Annotated in this window: 15 protein-coding genes; 6 read left to right on the top strand and 9 right to left on the bottom strand. The window is 44.0% G+C overall.

The features are described from left to right. Positions 1–3: 3 nt before the first annotated feature. Together B9N78_RS15270 and B9N78_RS15275 are read right to left on the bottom strand one after the other, a co-directional pair. Positions 4–2646, bottom strand: coding sequence for a cobyric acid synthase (locus B9N78_RS15270; protein WP_085103839.1), 2643 nt, complete (start codon positions 2644–2646; stop codon positions 4–6). A gap of 209 nt (positions 2647–2855) precedes the next feature. After that, entirely contained in the window at positions 2856–3851 is a 996-nt protein-coding gene (locus tag B9N78_RS15275; protein WP_085103841.1) for an aldo/keto reductase, read from the bottom strand. Positions 3852–3965: 114 nt separating this feature from the next. Here B9N78_RS15275 and B9N78_RS15280 point away from each other — a divergent pair, with 114 nt between their 5' ends. Continuing rightward, positions 3966–4859 carry a LysR substrate-binding domain-containing protein gene (locus B9N78_RS15280; protein WP_085103843.1) on the top strand — a complete coding sequence of 298 codons (894 nt, stop codon included), beginning with the start codon at positions 3966–3968 and terminating at the stop codon, positions 4857–4859. 101 nt (positions 4860–4960) lie between these two features. Further along, positions 4961–5791: a substrate-binding periplasmic protein gene (locus B9N78_RS15285; RefSeq protein WP_085103845.1), complete on the top strand. Its 831-nt coding sequence runs from the start codon at positions 4961–4963 to the stop codon at positions 5789–5791. A gap of 3 nt (positions 5792–5794) precedes the next feature. On the opposite strand, the gene B9N78_RS15290 is transcribed toward B9N78_RS15285, so the two are convergent. Then, positions 5795–6802 carry a sensor domain-containing diguanylate cyclase gene (locus B9N78_RS15290; RefSeq protein WP_085104116.1) on the bottom strand — a complete coding sequence of 336 codons (1008 nt, stop codon included), beginning with the start codon at positions 6800–6802 and terminating at the stop codon, positions 5795–5797. A 278-nt stretch (positions 6803–7080) separates the two neighbouring features. Here B9N78_RS15290 and B9N78_RS15295 point away from each other — a divergent pair, with 278 nt between their 5' ends. From B9N78_RS15295 to B9N78_RS15310, 4 genes are all read left to right on the top strand, one after another. Next, positions 7081–7803 (top strand): helix-turn-helix transcriptional regulator, encoded by a 723-nt coding sequence (locus tag B9N78_RS15295; RefSeq protein WP_085103847.1) that lies wholly within the window; start codon positions 7081–7083, stop codon positions 7801–7803. A gap of 198 nt (positions 7804–8001) precedes the next feature. Continuing rightward, entirely contained in the window at positions 8002–8376 is a 375-nt protein-coding gene (locus B9N78_RS15300) for a RidA family protein (RefSeq protein ID WP_085103849.1), read from the top strand. A 73-nt stretch (positions 8377–8449) separates the two neighbouring features. After that, positions 8450–9664: a dicarboxylate/amino acid:cation symporter gene (locus tag B9N78_RS15305; protein ID WP_085103851.1), complete on the top strand. Its 1215-nt coding sequence runs from the start codon at positions 8450–8452 to the stop codon at positions 9662–9664. Next, positions 9664–10950 (top strand): L-cysteine desulfidase family protein, encoded by a 1287-nt coding sequence (locus B9N78_RS15310; RefSeq protein ID WP_085103853.1) that lies wholly within the window; start codon positions 9664–9666, stop codon positions 10948–10950. The genes B9N78_RS15305 and B9N78_RS15310 overlap by 1 nt, the downstream gene beginning before the upstream one ends. Positions 10951–11026: 76 nt before the next feature. On the opposite strand, the gene gltA (B9N78_RS15315) is transcribed toward B9N78_RS15310, so the two are convergent. From gltA (B9N78_RS15315) to B9N78_RS15340, 6 genes are all read right to left on the bottom strand, one after another. Continuing rightward, positions 11027–12451 carry an NADPH-dependent glutamate synthase gene (gene gltA, locus B9N78_RS15315; protein ID WP_085103855.1) on the bottom strand — a complete coding sequence of 475 codons (1425 nt, stop codon included), beginning with the start codon at positions 12449–12451 and terminating at the stop codon, positions 11027–11029. Continuing rightward, a complete protein-coding gene (locus tag B9N78_RS15320) occupies positions 12441–13280 on the bottom strand; it encodes a sulfide/dihydroorotate dehydrogenase-like FAD/NAD-binding protein (protein WP_085103857.1) in 840 nt (279 codons plus the stop codon). Before B9N78_RS15320 ends, gltA (B9N78_RS15315) begins: the two co-directional genes overlap by 11 nt. Before the next feature lie 144 nt (positions 13281–13424). Then, positions 13425–14900, bottom strand: a complete 1476-nt coding sequence (locus B9N78_RS15325; protein WP_085103859.1) for an aldehyde dehydrogenase family protein — start codon at positions 14898–14900, stop codon at positions 13425–13427. 267 nt (positions 14901–15167) lie between these two features. Continuing rightward, positions 15168–17183 carry a sigma-54-dependent Fis family transcriptional regulator gene (locus B9N78_RS15330; protein ID WP_085103861.1) on the bottom strand — a complete coding sequence of 672 codons (2016 nt, stop codon included), beginning with the start codon at positions 17181–17183 and terminating at the stop codon, positions 15168–15170. 421 nt (positions 17184–17604) lie between these two features. Further along, positions 17605–19029, bottom strand: a complete 1425-nt coding sequence (gene gltA / locus B9N78_RS15335) for an NADPH-dependent glutamate synthase (RefSeq protein WP_085103855.1) — start codon at positions 19027–19029, stop codon at positions 17605–17607. After that, positions 19019–19858 (bottom strand): sulfide/dihydroorotate dehydrogenase-like FAD/NAD-binding protein, encoded by an 840-nt coding sequence (locus B9N78_RS15340; protein ID WP_085103857.1) that lies wholly within the window; start codon positions 19856–19858, stop codon positions 19019–19021. The genes gltA (B9N78_RS15335) and B9N78_RS15340 overlap by 11 nt, the downstream gene beginning before the upstream one ends. Positions 19859–20070 lie beyond the last annotated feature (212 nt).

A 20070-nucleotide genomic window follows, 5' to 3' on the forward strand; every position in this document is an offset into this window, starting at 1 on the left:
TTTCTACATCCCGAGTGCATTATAAACCGCCTGCATATCGACATTCTCCCGCACGACTTTTGCGAGCCTGTCCAGCGCGTCTTCCATTCCGAAGGTGGTCTGGATAGTTTCAAGCTTGGGCAGACCTTTTTTCTCGCGCAGGGAATCAATAAACCAGCGTCTGAACTCGTCGGCATCGAAAATGCCATGCATGTAGGTCCCCCAGATCATGCCGGATTTAATTCCGAATCCTAGAACCTTAGCGATAGGAACCGATCCGGTCAGCCCTTTGGGAACGATCATGGCGCGTACTGTCGGCAACAGCGGTTCTGTTTTTCCGTGATGGATTTCATAACCGCTGACATCCATTTTGCTTAACCCGTGGGTTCCGTTGATACGGGTCAGAGTTTTTTCCTGTCCCAGAGTTGTCTGGAGCGGGAGCAAACCTAATCCGTCTGCGGTCAATACTTCAGATTCTATTTCATCCGGGTCGCTGATGTATTGGCCAAGCATTTGAAGTCCGCCGCATATGCCTATTATTTCGGATTTTTCTTTAAGGTTTAAAATTGCCTGTGCAAGTCCGCTTTCTTTGATATGTGCAAGGTCCGAAAGGGTGCTTTTGCTGCCGGGAATAATGATGGCGTCAGGGGTTCCCATATCATCGGGATTGTCTACAATTCGTAAGTTTACATCAGGCTCACCTTTCAGCGCATCAAGGTCCGTGAAATTTGAAATGCGCGGCAGGTCGATGCAGACTATATCCACATAGTCGCGGTGTTTGCCACGGCTGCCGGACTTGCCGATGTCCTGTTTAAATGAAACTGAATCTTCATCCGGTAAACCTAGGTTTTCTATGTGCGGAATTACTCCTAGAACTGGTTTTCCGGTGCGATCAAGCGTGAAATTAAGTGCGGGGGTAAGCAGTGATGCATCCCCTCTGAATTTATTAAGCAGAAATCCGCAGACCATTTTGCGCTCATGCGCATCGATTAAGTCCATGGTTCCGGAAAGTGCTGCAAACACTCCTCCGCGATCGATATCACCAGTGATAATAACTTTCGCTTCGGCATATTCAGCCATTGCCATATTAACTATGTCGTGCTGTTTTAGATTAATTTCCGCAGGGCTTCCGGCTCCTTCAATCACCATGATGTCGCGGTCAACACTTAAGGAATCGTAAGCATTTTTAACAGCTTCAAACGCTGTGGGCTTATATTTTACGTAGTCCAGAACTTTCATGTTTCCGACAGGTTTGCCCATGATGATTATCTGCGAGCCCGTGTTGCTGTTCGGTTTAAGCAGAACCGGATTCATGCGGACATCAGGAGCCTGTTTACATGCCGCGGCCTGAGTAACCTGCGCCCGTCCCATTTCCAGACCTGCGTCAGTGACAAAGGAATTGAGTGACATGTTCTGCGCTTTAAACGGAGCGACTTTGTATCCGTCCTGTAGAAAGATTCTGCAAAACGCAGCCGCAAGAATGGATTTACCAGCATTGGAACAGGTTCCCTGAATCATGAGTGCCGGAGTTTTCTTCGCCTTTGTAGCGACGACTTCCATGCCGGTAAAGGAGCGCAAGCCGTCGATAAGTTTATTGTTCTCCTTCGCTGTCCTCACCGCTATGCGGAAATATGTGGAGTCCAGGCCGTCGAAGTTGTCGCATTGGCGCACGGCAATGTTATTTTTTATCAGGTGTTCAATGAGCCCTGTTGCATCCATGCCGACTCGTTGAACCTGACAGAGCATAAAATTTGCTTGTGCAGGAAAAGTCCTTATGCCCGGTATTTTGGCGATTCCTTGAACTAATTCTTCACGCAGACGGGTGGTGGTTTCAATGGTCCGGCGCGCGTAATCTTCATCTTTTATGCAGCGCAGTCCCACTTTCTGGGCGAGCAGGTTTACGGACCAGCAAGGCAGGATGTTTTTAAGTGCCATAATGATATCCGGCGAAGCAAATGCGAGGCCGAGGCGCAGGCCCGGTATGGCGTAAAATTTGGTCAGTGATAGAATCGTAATGACGTTGGGAGGACGTTTGCCGGTAAGCCTTTCGATATTAGGGATGAAGTCCGCAAAGGATTCATCAACAATAAAACGTGAATCAGGATGGGTGCGTGCAATTTTTTTTAGTTCTTCCGGGTCAAATGCTGTGCCCGTGGGATTATTAGGCTGAGCCAGAAATACCAATGCAGGTGAAGTTGATAGGAAAGATGAAAGTTTATCGAAATCAGGCGCAAATCCTTTTTGCGGATCTAAAGGAATCTGTTCGGTTTTAAGACCTGCGATTAAACATGAACGCTCATAATCCACATAACAGGGAACCGGTATCACTGCACGTTTGAATCCGCCAAGGCGGGTAATCGCGCTGATAAGTTCGGAGGCTCCGTTTCCTGCAATACATTCTGTCGGCCATACGGAATATTTCTGACAGGCGGCAAGAGTCAGTTCCGAGCTCTCAGGGTCAGGGTATTTGTCAACTTCATTAAGTGCGTTAACGACGACCTGTTGCAACCATGGCGGAGGTCCGAGGGGATTGATATTTGCGGAAAAATCAAGAAGTTCGGACGAAGAACATCCTGCCCGTTCAGCAAGTTTTTTAATGTTGCCGCCATGAGCGTATTTCTTTTCTTGTTCTGCCATATTAGTGATATTATCCTGTGAGTCCTGCATCCGCTCCCTCCGTGGAGTGAAGATTCATGAATTTAATCTTCTATAGCGTTTATTGGAATTGGATTCAAACTAATCATTAGCAGAAAAAATATGGGATAATATCTTAAAATTATACAAATTAATTGTTATATTTAATATTTGTGTAAAAGTTGCGGCTTCCCCGGAAACCCTTATTTCAGGCTCTCCGGGGAAGTCTGTGATGCCGCTTTTTAGCCGTTAACTCCTTTCATTCCTTCCTGATTATATCTGTCACCGAGAACTTTGTGCTCAATTAAAAGTTTGTCGATAACTTGCAATTCTTTGTCAGTGAAGGTCACATTTAATGAATTTATATTTGAATCAAGATTTTTGATTTTGGTTGTGCCCGGTATGGGAACGATGTTTTCGCCTTGTGCCATAACCCACGCCAGTGAAAGCTGTGCCAGTGAACAACCTTTTCCCTCTGCGATCAGGCTAAGGCTGTCTGCGATGGCTTTGTTGTTTTCATAAGCTTCTTTTTGAAAACGGGGCAGCATTTTCCTGACATCTGACGGATCATTTTCAGATAGCTTGCTGGAGCTTAAAAGACCGCGGCAGATAGGGCTGTATGGAACAAAAGTTACGCCCAGTTCCTGTGTCAGTGCGAGCATTTCTTTTTCCGGATCACGGGTTAACATTGAATATTCAGACTGCAATGCAGATACCGGATGAACGGCGTGTGCTCTGCGCAGGGTTTCCGCCGAAGCTTCGGATATTCCGATGGCTTTGATTTTGCCTTCTTTAACGAGCTTGGCCATTTCTCCGATAGTTTCTTCAATCGGTGTATTCACATCAACTCGGTGAATGTAATATAAATCAATGTAATCTGTGCCCAGTCTGCGCAAACTTTCATGGCAGGATTTGCGCACGTATTCAGGCTTACCGGAGATGTCGCGTGCATATTCTCCGCTTGCCCGAACTATGCCGAATTTGGTTGCAATAATGGCTTGATCTCGCCTGTCTTTTAGCGCGGCAGCCAGAAGCCTTTCATTGTGACCATCTCCGTACATGTCGGCGGTATCGAAGAAATTTACACCTTTGTCGAGTGCATGATGGATAAGTTTCGTTGCCTGTTCTTCGGATGCCGGTTCGCCGTAGAATTCACTAAGCCCCATGCAACCGAGCCCTAGTTTTGAAATCTTGATATCACTGTTGCCTAATTTTTTAAGGTTTTTGATGTCAGCCATTTTATACTCCGTTTGTTTTGGGTTAATTGGTAACTGAGTTTTTAAATATTCCTGACCGATAAATATGTCGAATATATCTTTCCAATCAGAGTAATATCTTTTATATATTATTGTATGGAAACAAGACAACTTCGATATTTTGTAGCTGTGGCAGAGGAGCTTCATTTCGGTAACGCGGCGAAACGGCTTAATCTTTCACAGCCGCCGCTTAGCCAGCAGATTATGAAGTTTGAAGATGAGCTTGGCGTGAAGCTTTTTGAACGTAACAAGCGTTCAGTAAAATTGACAGCGGCAGGCAAGTCGCTTTTGCAGGATGCTTATGCAATCTTAAAATCTATTGCGAAGGCAAAGCATAATCTTCAGGAAGTTGCGCAAGGCAGGAAAGGGCAGCTCCGTTTAGGATATATAGGCCCTGCAATGGATGGAACGCTTGCTGATATTATTCGTGAATACAAAGCAAAGTATCCTGACGTAACTTTTATACTTGAGGAAATGCCGACTAATTTACAAATCAAAGAAGTTGCGCTGGGGCGAATTGATATAGGTGTGGTCAGGCTTTTTAGACATGATCTGGGTGAGCTTGAAGGGAAAGTCTTCCATAAAGAAAGGTACGCCGTTGCTGTGCCGTCCGCACATAAATTTTCTGGTAAATCTGAAATTAATGTTGCTGAACTGGCTGGGGAACCTTTGATTTTCCCACCGCGCGAAAGTCAGCCTCGTCTTTATGATGAATGGTTTAGAGTTTTTGCAGAAGCCGGATTCAGTCCTAAAATTGTACAGGAGTCTGTAACAAAATCAGCCTCTTTAGCTTTGGCTGCCGCAGGAATAGGGCTTGCGATTGTGCCGGAAAGTTTAGCAAAACGCAGACTTGACGGAGTGCAATTCAAAACACTTATCGGGGATATTCCCTCGCTTGAAATGCATATTCTTTATAACCCGAAGCAGGTTTTTCCTGCGCTAAATAACTTTTTGAAGGTTGTGAGTGGTATTTCCGAGTGTAATTTTTAGCTTAAATGTTGTAACGTTTACAATAGCTGTGGAAAAATATTTTGGATAAGTTTATATGTGATAATATAAACAAATTATTTTAAAATTTATGAGTATATATAATGTCGTTACATAATGTTATGAAAAGGTTTGCACTTAGTCTTATTATTTTGTTTTTATTTTGTTTTAATGCTTTTCCTTCTCCTGCAATTCGTATTTCATCAGTAGTATATCCTCCCATAACTTCTGAAAAAGTTCTTACTGGACTTGGTTATGGAATGTGTATTGATATTGTGACCGAGGCTTTTAAAGCTGTCTCGGTTGGCGTTGATTATGACTTGTTGCCCATGTCCAGAAACGTTTGGTCTATTATACGCTTAAATGATGATGCCTGTTTAGGAACTATGGGGTGGTTCAGAAAAGCTGAAGCAGAAAAGCTTGTTGATTATGTGGATGTTGTTAATCTAAATTTCATGGGATTTTATAGGAAAAGCAGTTTTCCAGGTGGCGTATCCTTTAATTATCTGGATGAATTAAAGGATTACCGGTTTGGAAGTGTTCGCGGTAGCGGAAGCCAGAAAACACTTGAAGCTGCGAAACTAAAAGTCGATTTTGCACATGATATACGGTTAGTTTTTTTAAAATTGAATGCCCGCCGTACTGATTTTGCCGTGGCTTTTCGCGTAACGGGGAATTATCTTATAAAAAAACTGTTTCCAAATAATGTTGCTGATTATGCTTATATGGAAAAGCCGCTGCTTAAGGCTCCTATTTCGCTTATTTTCTTAAAAGATAAAGTGAAGCTTAAGAAAAGATTTTTGGATGGGTTAAAAATAATCGCAAAGAATGGAACATACCACAATATTTTAGTAAGATATTACGGTGATGCGGGTATTCCTGACGGGACCATACCTGATTTTATATTGGAGAATATGGGGGCGGGTAAGGAGTAAACCTTACCCCTCAAAAACAACCCTATTCCGTCCGGCTCCTTTAGCCATATAAAGTCTTTTATCCGCCATTCTGAGCATCCTATCGCCTAAGATCAAGTCGCATTCGTTAAGATTGGCGACACCTGCGCTTATGGTGACTGTGATTTCACCTGCGGAAGTCATCATCTTTGTTCCCGCGCAACCTGCGCGCATGCGTTCAGCCACTATCATGGCTTCTTCTTTCTTGGACCCGGGCATAAGCACTGCGAATTCTTCTCCGCCGTATCTGCAAACTATGTCCGCTCCTCGTCTGGAGTTTTGGAGCAGGACATCGGCAACCTGCTTAAGGGCTTCATCGCCAACGGCATGTCCGTAGGAATCGTTGATCAGTTTGAAAAGATCTATATCAATCATTATTACGGAAAGTTCGCCGCCCCTGCGTTTAATCCTTTGCGTTTCTTCGTCCAGTCTTATGAACAGGTAGCGGCGCATATATAGGCCTGTTAAGCTGTCTTCTATTGTCTGACGGAAAAGTTCAGAGTTTTCGAATGATATGGCGGCAACTGTTGATATTATGCCGAGCTGGAAAAGTTCCGAATTAGACCATGGCCTGAGGCTTTCGCGGTGCAGGGTTACAAAGCCTTTAACCAAGTCGCGCGACCCAACCAGCGGAATACATAAACATGTACCGCATTCCTCGATACAGCCGTCACCGGGTAATGGATAAAATGAATTTTTGCATTTTGCTCTGGCTACCGGCGCGCGGCTTTTCGCGGCTTCTGCCATTGCTTTGGTCATGGGGATTTCTTCGTCAGGAAATGTTCTTTCATGGTTTAGAGAGGCTGCTTTAACGATTAAGTTACTATCAATATCGTACATCATTATTGCGGCTTCTTTGCATGATCCAAGATCACAGAACGCTTCTAATGCTCTGTCCAGAAGAGTGTCTCTGTCCAGTTCCATTGCCAGCAGTCTGGTTGCAAAATTAACCGTCAGCAGCGTTGCGTCAAAGTCGAATTTGTCTATACTCATATCGATACTCATATCTATGCTCATGTGTATGGTGCTTAATTTATTAATATTTATATTTTGCAATAATTATTGCGGACTGTCGAATAGCAATTTTAGTAAAATTATTTACTTATTCAAATCTTTTAATAATTCTCAAAAGATATGTCCATTCATAAAGAATTATTAAAAATCCGCTAATTGTCTACCTGAATGATTCATTTTTAAAGATTGACATTTTTCCAGACATTCGCATAAATTTTATGGCGGTGATAAATTTTTATTACGAACAGGAGAGTAGCTTGGCGGGTAAGACTGGTTCGAAGCACGATATTATTAATGGGTATGTTTCTTTTGTTAATTTTTTAGGAGCTTTTCTGGGAGAGAATTGCGAAGTGGTTCTTCACGATACAAATAATAAAGAAAAGTCTGTTCTTGCCATTGCTAACGATCATATTTCAGGGCGTCGTATAGGAGCTCCTCTGACAGACCTTGCTTTGAAGTTTGTTATAAATAAAGTTTATGAAAAGCAGGACTGGGTTATGGGATATACAACCCAGTCGAGGGACGGGCGCGTTCTGCATTCAGCAACTTATTTTATAAAAGACGGAAATGGCGAACTTGTCGGTATGATTTGTATGAATATGGATACCTCAGACATTTTGGCTGCGCGCGATATTATGAACAGGTTTATAAGCAGCGCAGGGTTCGAAAAGACTCAAAAAAAAGAGTTGTTTGCAACGTCTGATCCTGTTGCAGAAACTGACGATTCAGAGCCTGTGGAGCATTTTGAAACTTTTCCGCATTCAATGGAAGACCTTACTGACTCTCTCATCTCAAAAGTTGTAGAGGATACTAAAATTCTTCCCGAGAGGATGACTTCTGATGAAAAACTGGCGGTGGTCGCAACACTGAACGATCATGGCGTCTTTATGCTTAAAGGTACAATTCGGGTAGTTGCAAAACATTTGGCAGTATCAGAGGCCACACTATACCGTTATCTGCAAAAAATTAACGTAAAGTAAGTTCTTTTTCACTAGAAGCCTGAGAAATATCTGTTTTCAGGCATTTTTTCTTGCGAGGTGTGATAATAATTTTTTATCAATAAGATAAATTCTTATTGACTCACGGTTATTTTATTCCTATGAGAAAGACGTTGCAACCACTCTTTTGGGTTGCTCGGTCAAAATCAAATAAGAAGTCAGTTATAGGGAGAAACAAGAATGAAGAAAGTTATCGTAAGCGAAAAGGCTCCAGCAGCAATAGGATGTTATTCACATGCAATCGAAGCTGGAAATATGGTTTTTACCTCCGGTCAACTGCCTATTGACGCTGCAACAGGTAAAATGCCTGAAACTGCGGCAGAGCAGGCAAAACAGTCTCTTGAAAATGTTAAACACATTTTGGAAGCTGCCGGATTAACCATGGATGATACAGTAAAAACAACTGTATACATCAAAAATATCAGCGATTTTCCTGCAGTAAACGAAGTTTATGCAACCTATTTCGCTAAACCTTTCCCTGCCAGAAGTTGTTTTGAAGTGGGTAACCTGCCTCTTGGAGCGCTGGTAGAGATTGAGGTTATTGCTTCCAGATAATTGATATTAGCGGCTGAGTGGTGAGTGGAAATTTAAAAAGATTGGTTTAAAAAGCATATTTATGGGGTGTAAAATGTCTTCAGAATCACGGTTGAAAGAATTCGGCTTGATATTTAAGCTTCTCGTGGGGATTGCAGCAGGTGTTGTGATAGGGCTCTTTGCCAATGACGCCGTAATGGAAGTAATGGTAACAGTTAAATACGTAATCGGTCAGTTAATATACTATACGGTTCCCCTTGTTGTTATTGGTTTCATTGCTCCTGCTATTACAAGACTTGGTCACAATGCCCACAAAATGTTGGGCGCAGGTGTCGGCCTTGCGTATCTTTCAGCAGCCGGAGCAGCCACAATGGCCGCTTTTGCCGGATATGCTCTCATTCCACATCTTTCTATTGCCACTCATATGGAAGGGTTGCAGGAACTTCCTAAGGTTGTTTTCCAGTTAAATATACCTCCTGTTATGTCTGTTATGACTGCACTTGTCACAGCCATAATTATAGGAATCGCTACAATCTGGACTCAGGCTAAAAATTTTGAAAACATGCTGGGTGAATTTGAATCAATTATGATGCAGGTTGTTAACCGCATTGTTATTCCTATTCTTCCTGTTTTCATTGCTGCAACGTTTGCCGGGCTTGCTTACGAAGGAAGCCTGACTCATCAGCTTCCCGTCTTTTTGGAAGTTATCGTAATCGTTTTGGTCGGCCATTTCATCTGGCTCACAGTTCTTTACACAATTGCCGCACTTATCTCTAAGAAGAACCCGATGGAAGTCGTTAAACATTATTTACCTGCATATCTGACAGCTGTCGGAACAATGTCCAGTGCTGCAACATTGCCTGTTTCACTTGAATGTGCCGGTAAATCAAAAGTTCTTTGTAAAGACACCGTTGAATTTATGGTTCCACTCGGAGCAACTATCCATCTATGCGGTTCAGTTTTGACTGAAACATTTTTTGCCATGACTATCTCAATGATGCTTTACGGTCATATGCCTACAGTTGGAACAATGGCACTATTTGTCGGTCTTTTCGGAATATTTGCAATCGGTGCTCCCGGCGTTCCCGGTGGAACCGTTATGGCTTCTCTCGGAATCGTTGTAGGTGTTCTTGGATTTGATCCTGCAGGCGTAGCACTTCTCCTTGCAGTTTTTGCATTACAGGACAGCTTCGGAACAGCATGCAACGTTACCGGTGACGGAGCTCTTGCTCTGATGCTTGAAGGGATTTTTAACCGTCACGGTGAGCTGGAAAAATTACATCTCAGCCCTGAAGGACAGGATATATAATGAGTAAACAAGATTGGTCTGCTTATGCAGATATTATCAACCGCGAAGTTGTGCCTGCGCTTGGATGCACAGAGCCGATAGCCATTGCTCTGGCGGCTGCAAAAGCTGTTGAAACTTTAGGTTGTCAGCCTGAAAAAACAATAGTTAAAGTCAGCGGTAATCTGCTTAAAAACGGAATGGGAGTCGGCGTTCCCGGTACTGGAATGACTGGTCTGGATATCGCCGCAGCTGTCGGAATTACCGGCGGAAAGTCAGAGCTGGTTCTTGAAGTTCTGCGTGATCTGACAGAAGAGCAGGTCAGCGTTGCTAAGAAAATGCTCACAGATAACAAGTTGTCTGTTGAACTGGCTGAAACCGAAGAAACTTTATACGCAGAAGTCCTTGTACAGTCAGGTGACGACTCTGCTCGTTGTGTACTGGCTAGATCGCATAGCGCAATCGTACTTGTTGAGAAAAATGGAGTTGAAGTTTTTTCTGCTCCGTGGATCAGCGTAGAGGATGATGACAGCGATTGTAAGTTAACAATGAAAGATATCTTTGAATATGCAACAAAGGCTCCTGTAGAATCGCTTAAGTTTATACTTGAAGCAGCCAGGCTGAATGAAGCGGTAGCTTCTGAAGGGCTTGCAAGCGATTGGGGACTTAAGGTCGGAAGATCGATGGTGCGCGATATCGAAGACGGACTTCGCTCTGACGATGTTGTTTCATACGCTGTAAGACTGACTGCCGCGGCCTCTGATGCTCGTATGGAAGGCATAAGCATGCCGGTAATGAGTAATTCAGGAAGCGGAAATCAGGGATTAACAGCAACTCTTCCGGTTGTCGCTTTTGCAAAACACTATAAGTCCACCGAAGAACAATTGATTCGTTCTTTAATTATGAGCCATCTCACAGCAATACATCTCAAGCATAGTCTTGGACGTTTATCCGCGCTGTGCGGAGCAAGTCTTGCTGCAACTGCAGCTGGATGCGGTATTACTTTGATACTTGGCGGCGGGCTTAAAGAAGTCGAAGGAACAATACGCAACACCTTGGGTGATATCGCAGGGATGGTTTGCGACGGTGCTAAGACTTCCTGTGCACTTAAAGTTGCTTCTGCTGTAGAAGCCGCAATAAATGCAGCTTTCCTTTCAATGAAAGGGATCTGCATTCCGGGGAAAGACGGCATAATGGACGATAACATTGAAACCTGTATTAAAAATATCGGTTATCTCGGATCATTCGGTATGATCGGAGCTGATAAAGCTATCTTAAAGATTATGACCAGTAAAAAAGCTGCTGCATAAATCTGATATAAATTGTCTCACAAAAAAACCCCGTCAGAATTTCTGACGGGGGTTTTTTGTTTGTTATTCTTAGGTCTTATTCAAATTCTACTTTCAACCGTTCTGCAATGGTTTTAGCAGCTTTTCTACCTGCTCCCATGGCGGAGATTACAGTTGCTGAACCCCCGACGATGTCTCCTCCGGCAAAAACATTCGGAATAGAAGTTTCACCTGTTTCAGGATCAGCTTCAATGTATCCGCGTTTGCTTAAGGTGAGGCCTGGAGTAGCTTCGAGAAGCACCGGGTTGGCTCCGGTTCCGACTGCAAGGATGACCATGTCGACTTCCAGTTCTTTTGTCTTGCCTTCAACCGGAACAGGTCTGCAGCGACCTGAGTCGTCCGGCTCACCTAGTTCCATTACCTGTAAGGTCATGGACTTAACGTGTGAGTTTTCATCTGCATTGATGGAAATAGGGGAAGTGAGCAGTTCAAGCTGCACACCTTCTTCAATTGCGTGATGAAGCTCTTCACGTCTGGCGGGCATTTCATCCTGAGTACGACGATAAGTTATGTAGACATTTTCCGCGCCGAGCCTGAGGGCTGTGCGGGCTGCGTCCATAGCAACGTTTCCGCCGCCGACAACTGCAACATTGCGCGGTCTCGGGGCCGGAGTGTCGTAGTTGGGGAAGTCGTACGCACGCCCTAAGTTGATGCGGGTCAAATACTCGTTAGAAGAGTAAACGCCGACGAGGTTTTCACCGGGGATGTTCAGGAACCATGGCAGCCCTGCGCCTACACCGATGAAAATGGCATCGAAACCGTCATCAAGAAGGTCTTGAATCGTGATAGTTTTACCGCCGACCCAGTTGGGAAGAAATGTAACGCCTTTAGCCCAGAGTGCTCCGACTTCGCGGGCGACAATGGATTTGGGGAGTCTGAATTCAGGGATACCATAAACAAGAACTCCGCCGATTTCGTGCAGAGCTTCATATACTGTGACAGGTACGCCGCGCGCGGCAAGATATCCCGCAACCGTAAGGCTTGAAGGGCCTGAACCGATACATGCTACTTTTACATGTTCGTTTGGCAGACTGCACGCTGTGTCACCTGTGATCATTTCACAGGCGGAGTCACTGTCGAAAGTGTCGGCAACGAATCTTTCAAGACGGCCGATGGCAACAGGTTCATGCTTTTTACCGAGAATACAGGACCCTTCGCACTGATTCTCCTGAGGACAGACTCGTCCGCAGACGGCAGGCAGGGCGTTGGTCTGTTTGAGAACTTTATATGCAGAAGGAATATCTCCTACTGCTAGATGTCCGATGAAACTTTTAATATCGATTTCAACAGGACAGCCTTTCTGACATGTAGGAACTTTGCACTGGATGCAGCGGTTTGCTTCTTCAATAGCCTGCTCGCGGCTGTAACCAAGTGCGACTTCTTTGAAGTTTTTGTTGCGGACATTTGCAGGCTGTTCCGGCATGGGAGTACGGGTGGGGTTGAACTTTTTTTTATTTACCATGCTCGCTCCTGAACAAATCCATTGATTCGCCCTCTTGCTTTTTATACTGGGCAAGGCGCATTCTGAGTTCGTTAAAGTCCACTTTGTGTCCGTCGAATTCCGGGCCGTCAACACATGCAAAGCGGGTTTCTCCGCCGACGTTGCAGCGGCAGGCTCCGCACATTCCGACTCCGTCAACCATAATAGAGTTAAGGCTTACTACGGTCCTTACTCCGAAAGGTTTTGTGACTTTAGAAACGGCTTCCATCATAGGAACCGGGCCGATGGCGACAACTTCTGCAACATCTTTATCTTTTTCAAGACGGTCACGGAGAACTTCGGTAACAAATCCTTTGTGTCCGGTACTTCCGTCGTCAGTTGCGATCAGAAGTTCAGGACAGAATCCGCCGAGTTCATCACAGAACAGGAGCAGGTCTTTGCTGCGGGCACCGACAATTGCGACAACATGGTTGCCTGCTCTGTGGTGACCTTTAGCAATGTGGTGCATGGCGGCAATTCCGGTTCCGCCGCCGACACATATGACGGTTCCGCATTTTTCAATATGAGTAGGCTTTCCGAGAGGTCCGCAGACGTCAAGGATGGTGTCGCCTTCTTTCAGTGTTTCAAGAAGAGCCGAACTTTTACCTACAACGAGGTAAACAATGGTGATTGTTCCGGCATCCAGATCCGTATCAGCAATAGTCAGAGGAACACGTTCCCCTTTGTCGTGGATACGAAGAATGACGAAGTTGCCCGGTTTTGCCTTTTTGGCAATTTGAGGTGCATGAATAACCAGCATGCTTGTCTGGCCTGGAATCAGCGCCTTTTTTCGAAGAATTTTGTTGCTCATAGTCTCCTACATCGCTTGAGTTTAGTGAGGAAAGATAAGTCTTTGGATTATATATGGGATGGATAGCTTAATATAAGTAGCAGGCCCCCAGTACAACTGGAGGCCTGATGAATTGTACAGGATTACTTTTTTAGAGAGTTACAGTTAATATAGTCCCAATGGGCTTTCATCTAAGCTTATGTATATATTCTTGGTTTGGCTGTAGTGAGCGAGCATCATCTTGTGAGTTTCACGGCCGATACCAGATTTTTTATATCCGCCAAAGGGGCTGTGCGCCGGGAGCTGGTTATAAGTATTGATCCACATCCGTCCAGTTTCAACTGCTCTCGCTACTCTTATTGCACAGTTGATATCTTTGCTCCAAACCGCTCCGCCCAGACCGAATTCGCTGTCATTGGCCATCGCAATTACTTCTTCTTCGGTTTTAAACTTAATGACACAGACTACCGGACCGAAAATTTCTTCTTGGGCTATGTACATTGAATTGTCCACATCGGCAAAAATAGTTGGGCTTATAAAACTTCCTTTTGCAAGCTCTCCTTCAGTTAATCTGGTTCCACCTGTAACAAGACGTGCACCTTCTTTTTTGCCTATTTCTATGCAATTCAGAACCTGATTAAGCTGATTTTCACTAATCAGACATCCCATTGTCGTATCTTCTTTCCAAGGCATTCCGACTTTAACCGTATTAAATTTTTCGGTTATTGCTGCAAGAAAGCGATCATAAATATCTTCATGAACGAAGATTCTTGAGCCTGCACAACAAACTTGCCCCTGATTAAACAGAATGCCAAGCAGAGCACCTTCCACTGCTTTTTCCCAGGGGCAGTCAGGGAAATAAATATTGGCTGATTTTCCGCCGAGTTCAAGGGTTGCTGGAATAAGCTTTTTTGCGGCGGCATCAGCTATCATGTATCCGATATCCGTTGATCCTGTGAAAGCCAGTTTATTGAATCCCTTGTGTTCTAAAATATAATTACCAGTTGTTGAGCCTTTTCCGGTGATGACATTTACTACTCCTGGGGGCAGAACTCTATCCAGAATTTTTGCAAATTCAAGGACGCTTAATGACGTTTCAGATGATGGTTTTATTACCACAGTGTCGCCAGCCGCAAGAGCCGGAGCAATCTTCCAAGCCGCCATAAGAAAAGGAAAGTTCCAGGGGATTATCTGGCCAACCACTCCTATTGGTTCATTCAAAACAATACTCATGGTTTTGTCGTCGATCATCGTTGCAGTGCCTTCTTCTGTTCTGACGGCACTGGCAAAATATCTAAAATGGTCTGAAGCAAGTGGGATGTCTATGTTTTTGGTTTCTCTAATGGGCTTTCCGTTGTCCAGCGTTTCCACTAAAGCCAGTTTGTCGGCTTCTTCATCAATAAGATCTGCAATTTTTAGAAGATAAGAAGCGCGTTCTTGGGGAGAGATCTTTTTCCATGTAGTAAAAGCTTTCCGAGCAGCGGCTACGGCCATGTCAATATCTTCTCTGCCGGCATTGACGCATGTTGCAAGCTCTTCACCATTGGCAGGGCAATATACTTTAAATGTTTTGCCCTCCTTACCATCTATCCATTGTCCATCAACATACAGCTTGTAACTTTGATCAATTGGTGTCTGCATAAGTGTTCCTCCAAATAAGATTAAGTAAATAAAGCTCCTTCCCACTTCAGACCCGTTTGTCTGGAGTAAGTTGAAGCTCTACAGCAAGTATGGTGCCGCATGTAAGCTAAGTTGTAATGATGGGATAAACAGGGATGTTTTTGAGGTGTTATGGTGAGTCTATCTTTTTTAGTTGTTGAGCTTTGTGGAACACTTTGAACAAGTGTCCCGTTATTTGGTACATATGTTCAGTTTATGATTTCTAAATTCTTTGAATTGGAGTCAGGATTATTTGAAAAATTGTTGTTTGGAAATATTGTAGAAACTCATTTTACGGTAAACGGTGTTACGGGAAAGGTGCATTGCTTTGGCAACCTTGCTGATATTACCACTATGTATGTCCAGAGATTTAATAAGAGCTTCTTTTTCGATTAGAAGGCCTGACATCCCTTTCGGACAAGGGATCTGCGCAGAACAAATAGGAGAAGCTGAGGAAAAGGTTTCCTCTTGTATCTGAGTTATTCTCGCTGGCAAATGCTCAACGCACAGGCTTGTAGTTCCGTGTCCCGTACTGACCAGTTTTTCGACTACATTTTCAAGTTCGCGAATGTTTCCTGGCCATTCATATTTCATAAGTTGTTGCAGTAGATTGTCTGGGACGCAATCAATGTGGCGATCAAGTCGTGTGCATATTTTTTTTAGAAGATAATTGAATAGATCGATCAGGTCTTCCATTCTGTCTCTGAGCGGAGGAACCCGAACATGTATTACATTTAATCGATAGTAAAGGTCAGCCCGAAAATTTTCTTTGTGAACTTCTTTTTGGAGGTTTTTATTTGTAGCACAAACAAATCGAACATTTACAGGGATAGTATGATCCCCACCGATACGAGTTATTTTCTTATCTTGAAGTACACGTAAAAGGATGGCTTGCTGGTCAATCGGCATGTCTCCGATTTCATCTAGAAAAAGAGTCCCACCATCCGCCATTTCAAATTTTCCAGGTCTGCCGCCGCGTCTGGCTCCGGTAAAAGCCCCTTCATTGTACCCAAAAAGTTCACTGGAAATTAATTCTCTGGGTAGTGCTGCGCAGTTCAGTGCTATAAAAGGACCATTCTGGCGAGGACTCTGATTATGTATGGCTTGCGCGAATAATTCTTTCCCTGTGCCGCTCTCGCCGGAAATAAGGATATTGCTTGTACTTGATGCAGCTCCTTTAGCGATTCTTATTGCATCTTGCAGTTTTGAACTGGAGCCGATGATGTCTGTAAAATTGAAAGAGGCTTGCGATCCGCTGAAGCGGTTTACCAGTTTTTTAATATTGTTTATCTGGTTTAAAAATAGAACCGCACCGTTTGAATTCCCATCCCCGTCCTTAAGCGGTTTGGTTGTCACAAGGCAATGGCAACGCCCCTTGGTTGTTTCAACCATCATCTCCATTTCTTTATGTTCTTTTTCTTTTTCTAATTTTTCTAGAATCTTAGGAGATTTTCCTAGAATCTCTCTTACGTATTTTCCTTTAATATCTGCGCCTAGTATCTGAGTTGCTGGCGGGTTGACCTGAATGATTCTTCCTTCTTTATTTATTATTATAGCCCCATCTGACATAGTATGAAAAATGTTATTCAAACTGTTGTTAAGTACATTTAATTCATAATTTTTATTTTTAATTCTGATTTGATCTTTTATAGCTTCAACTGCCGCAACGATCATACCAAGGGTATGCAGATGGACTTCACTGGAGGGTCCGGAAACTTGTAAAACACCGATAACTGTCCCGGTATCGTTAAAAATAGGAGCAGCTGAACAAGTCCAGTGGTGCAACTTGGCACAGTAATGTTCTTCACCTGATATCTGAATAGGAACTTTCAGTTTAAGGACGGTGCCGATCCCATTTGTCCCAACCGCCTCTTCTGTCCAGTTAGTTCCAGCTACCAAGTTGACCTTTGAGGCACTGTCCGCAATGTCATAATCACCGATGCATTCTATTATAACTCCAAGTTCATTTGATAGAAATACTACTAATCTTGAACCTGCTATGAATTCATAAAGTCTATCCATAAAAGGTTTCGCAATTTCAACAAGATGCATATGGCGAATGCGTAACTGTTTCAGCTGATATTTATTGAGGATAAGATTGGATATTTTGCTATATGGATCAACATTCGCTTTATAACACCGATGCCAGGACTCAGCTATTTCAGGTCTAACTGTCTGCGGTTGAAGCGAGCCTGTAATTACAAACTGCTCCCATGCTTTTTTTAGAGTAACACCAGATAGCTTAAATCCATTATTTGAATTCACTTTTCATACTTCCCTGTCAGATTTTTAAGTTAAAATGTAAGAAGGTATGCTGATTCTTGTTTTTCCAATTCAGGTGATAGCTTTAGCAAGTGCTGTTTGTATTGATTATCGGGATGTTTTAGTTAAAAATTCTTTAATAATGAGGCAAAAAATTAATCTTTGCATTTTATATTGTCAATAAAATCATGGAAAGTTAAAATATTAATATGCTAAATATAACAGGTTAAGTTTATTTATATTTTTCATTAATAAGGAAGTTAATATTTATATTACTCTTTGATTAGTACCGAACAATTTTATAAAAAGTATCGTTTTCATGTTACTTTTTATAAATTTATTCATTATCTTCTTATGACTTTAGTATAAAAAAAACCCCCGTTAGAATTTCTGACGGGGGTTTTTTGTTTGTTATTCTTAGGTCTTATTCAAATTCTACTTTCAACCGTTCTGCAATGGTTTTAGCAGCTTTTCTACCTGCTCCCATGGCGGAGATTACAGTTGCTGAACCCCCGACGATGTCTCCTCCGGCAAAAACATTCGGAATAGAAGTTTCACCTGTTTCAGGATCAGCTTCAATGTATCCGCGTTTGCTTAAGGTGAGGCCTGGAGTAGCTTCGAGAAGCACCGGGTTGGCTCCGGTTCCGACTGCAAGGATGACCATGTCGACTTCCAGTTCTTTTGTCTTGCCTTCAACCGGAACAGGTCTGCAGCGACCTGAGTCGTCCGGCTCACCTAGTTCCATTACCTGTAAGGTCATGGACTTAACGTGTGAGTTTTCATCTGCATTGATGGAAATAGGGGAAGTGAGCAGTTCAAGCTGCACACCTTCTTCAATTGCGTGATGAAGCTCTTCACGTCTGGCGGGCATTTCATCCTGAGTACGACGATAAGTTATGTAGACATTTTCCGCGCCGAGCCTGAGGGCTGTGCGGGCTGCGTCCATAGCAACGTTTCCGCCGCCGACAACTGCAACATTGCGCGGTCTCGGGGCCGGAGTGTCGTAGTTGGGGAAGTCGTACGCACGCCCTAAGTTGATGCGGGTCAAATACTCGTTAGAAGAGTAAACGCCGACGAGGTTTTCACCGGGGATGTTCAGGAACCATGGCAGCCCTGCGCCTACACCGATGAAAATGGCATCGAAACCGTCATCAAGAAGGTCTTGAATCGTGATAGTTTTACCGCCGACCCAGTTGGGAAGAAATGTAACGCCTTTAGCCCAGAGTGCTCCGACTTCGCGGGCGACAATGGATTTGGGGAGTCTGAATTCAGGGATACCATAAACAAGAACTCCGCCGATTTCGTGCAGAGCTTCATATACTGTGACAGGTACGCCGCGCGCGGCAAGATATCCCGCAACCGTAAGGCTTGAAGGGCCTGAACCGATACATGCTACTTTTACATGTTCGTTTGGCAGACTGCACGCTGTGTCACCTGTGATCATTTCACAGGCGGAGTCACTGTCGAAAGTGTCGGCAACGAATCTTTCAAGACGGCCGATGGCAACAGGTTCATGCTTTTTACCGAGAATACAGGACCCTTCGCACTGATTCTCCTGAGGACAGACTCGTCCGCAGACGGCAGGCAGGGCGTTGGTCTGTTTGAGAACTTTATATGCAGAAGGAATATCTCCTACTGCTAGATGTCCGATGAAACTTTTAATATCGATTTCAACAGGACAGCCTTTCTGACATGTAGGAACTTTGCACTGGATGCAGCGGTTTGCTTCTTCAATAGCCTGCTCGCGGCTGTAACCAAGTGCGACTTCTTTGAAGTTTTTGTTGCGGACATTTGCAGGCTGTTCCGGCATGGGAGTACGGGTGGGGTTGAACTTTTTTTTATTTACCATGCTCGCTCCTGAACAAATCCATTGATTCGCCCTCTTGCTTTTTATACTGGGCAAGGCGCATTCTGAGTTCGTTAAAGTCCACTTTGTGTCCGTCGAATTCCGGGCCGTCAACACATGCAAAGCGGGTTTCTCCGCCGACGTTGCAGCGGCAGGCTCCGCACATTCCGACTCCGTCAACCATAATAGAGTTAAGGCTTACTACGGTCCTTACTCCGAAAGGTTTTGTGACTTTAGAAACGGCTTCCATCATAGGAACCGGGCCGATGGCGACAACTTCTGCAACATCTTTATCTTTTTCAAGACGGTCACGGAGAACTTCGGTAACAAATCCTTTGTGTCCGGTACTTCCGTCGTCAGTTGCGATCAGAAGTTCAGGACAGAATCCGCCGAGTTCATCACAGAACAGGAGCAGGTCTTTGCTGCGGGCACCGACAATTGCGACAACATGGTTGCCTGCTCTGTGGTGACCTTTAGCAATGTGGTGCATGGCGGCAATTCCGGTTCCGCCGCCGACACATATGACGGTTCCGCATTTTTCAATATGAGTAGGCTTTCCGAGAGGTCCGCAGACGTCAAGGATGGTGTCGCCTTCTTTCAGTGTTTCAAGAAGAGCCGAACTTTTACCTACAACGAGGTAAACAATGGTGATTGTTCCGGCATCCAGATCCGTATCAGCAATAGTCAGAGGAACACGTTCCCCTTTGTCGTGGATACGAAGAATGACGAAGTTGCCCGGTTTTGCCTTTTTGGCAATTTGAGGTGCATGAATAACCAGCATGCTTGTCTGGCCTGGAATCAGCGCCTTTTTTCGAAGAATTTTGTTGCTCATAGTCTCCTACATCGCTTGAGTTTAGTGAGGAAAGATAAGTCTTTGGCCCTCATAAAGCAAGGAACTAAGTCATATACCGTACTTGCCAAAACTGATTTAACGTATTATATTTAAAACAGTACTTTGGTAATCTGTTTTTAGCTGCTTCCACGGATGGAAGCCGAAAATCCCACGTATCCTTCATGGATGATTGCGGTAATGCCGCAGGAACG

It is taken from the genome of Desulfovibrio gilichinskyi (assembly GCF_900177375.1).
GTDB classification, from domain to species: domain Bacteria; phylum Desulfobacterota; class Desulfovibrionia; order Desulfovibrionales; family Desulfovibrionaceae; genus Maridesulfovibrio; species Maridesulfovibrio gilichinskyi.

Bases quoted from the DNA above. Each gene is read 5' to 3' on its own strand.
- gltA (WP_085103855.1), bottom strand. From the start codon at position 12,451: ATGGTAAATAAAAAAAAGTTCAACCCCACCCGTACTCCCATGCCGGAA.
- B9N78_RS15270 (WP_085103839.1), bottom strand. From the start codon at position 2,646: ATGCAGGACTCACAGGATAATATCACTAATATGGCAGAACAAGAAAAG.
- B9N78_RS15305 (WP_085103851.1), top strand. From the start codon at position 8,450: ATGTCTTCAGAATCACGGTTGAAAGAATTCGGCTTGATATTTAAGCTT.
- gltA (WP_085103855.1), bottom strand. From the start codon at position 19,029: ATGGTAAATAAAAAAAAGTTCAACCCCACCCGTACTCCCATGCCGGAA.
- B9N78_RS15280 (WP_085103843.1), top strand. From the start codon at position 3,966: ATGGAAACAAGACAACTTCGATATTTTGTAGCTGTGGCAGAGGAGCTT.
- B9N78_RS15320 (WP_085103857.1), bottom strand. From the start codon at position 13,280: ATGAGCAACAAAATTCTTCGAAAAAAGGCGCTGATTCCAGGCCAGACA.
- B9N78_RS15285 (WP_085103845.1), top strand. From the start codon at position 4,961: ATGTCGTTACATAATGTTATGAAAAGGTTTGCACTTAGTCTTATTATT.
- B9N78_RS15340 (WP_085103857.1), bottom strand. From the start codon at position 19,858: ATGAGCAACAAAATTCTTCGAAAAAAGGCGCTGATTCCAGGCCAGACA.
- B9N78_RS15310 (WP_085103853.1), top strand. From the start codon at position 9,664: ATGAGTAAACAAGATTGGTCTGCTTATGCAGATATTATCAACCGCGAA.
- B9N78_RS15275 (WP_085103841.1), bottom strand. From the start codon at position 3,851: ATGGCTGACATCAAAAACCTTAAAAAATTAGGCAACAGTGATATCAAG.
- B9N78_RS15325 (WP_085103859.1), bottom strand. From the start codon at position 14,900: ATGCAGACACCAATTGATCAAAGTTACAAGCTGTATGTTGATGGACAA.
- B9N78_RS15290 (WP_085104116.1), bottom strand. From the start codon at position 6,802: ATGAGTATAGACAAATTCGACTTTGACGCAACGCTGCTGACGGTTAAT.
- B9N78_RS15300 (WP_085103849.1), top strand. From the start codon at position 8,002: ATGAAGAAAGTTATCGTAAGCGAAAAGGCTCCAGCAGCAATAGGATGT.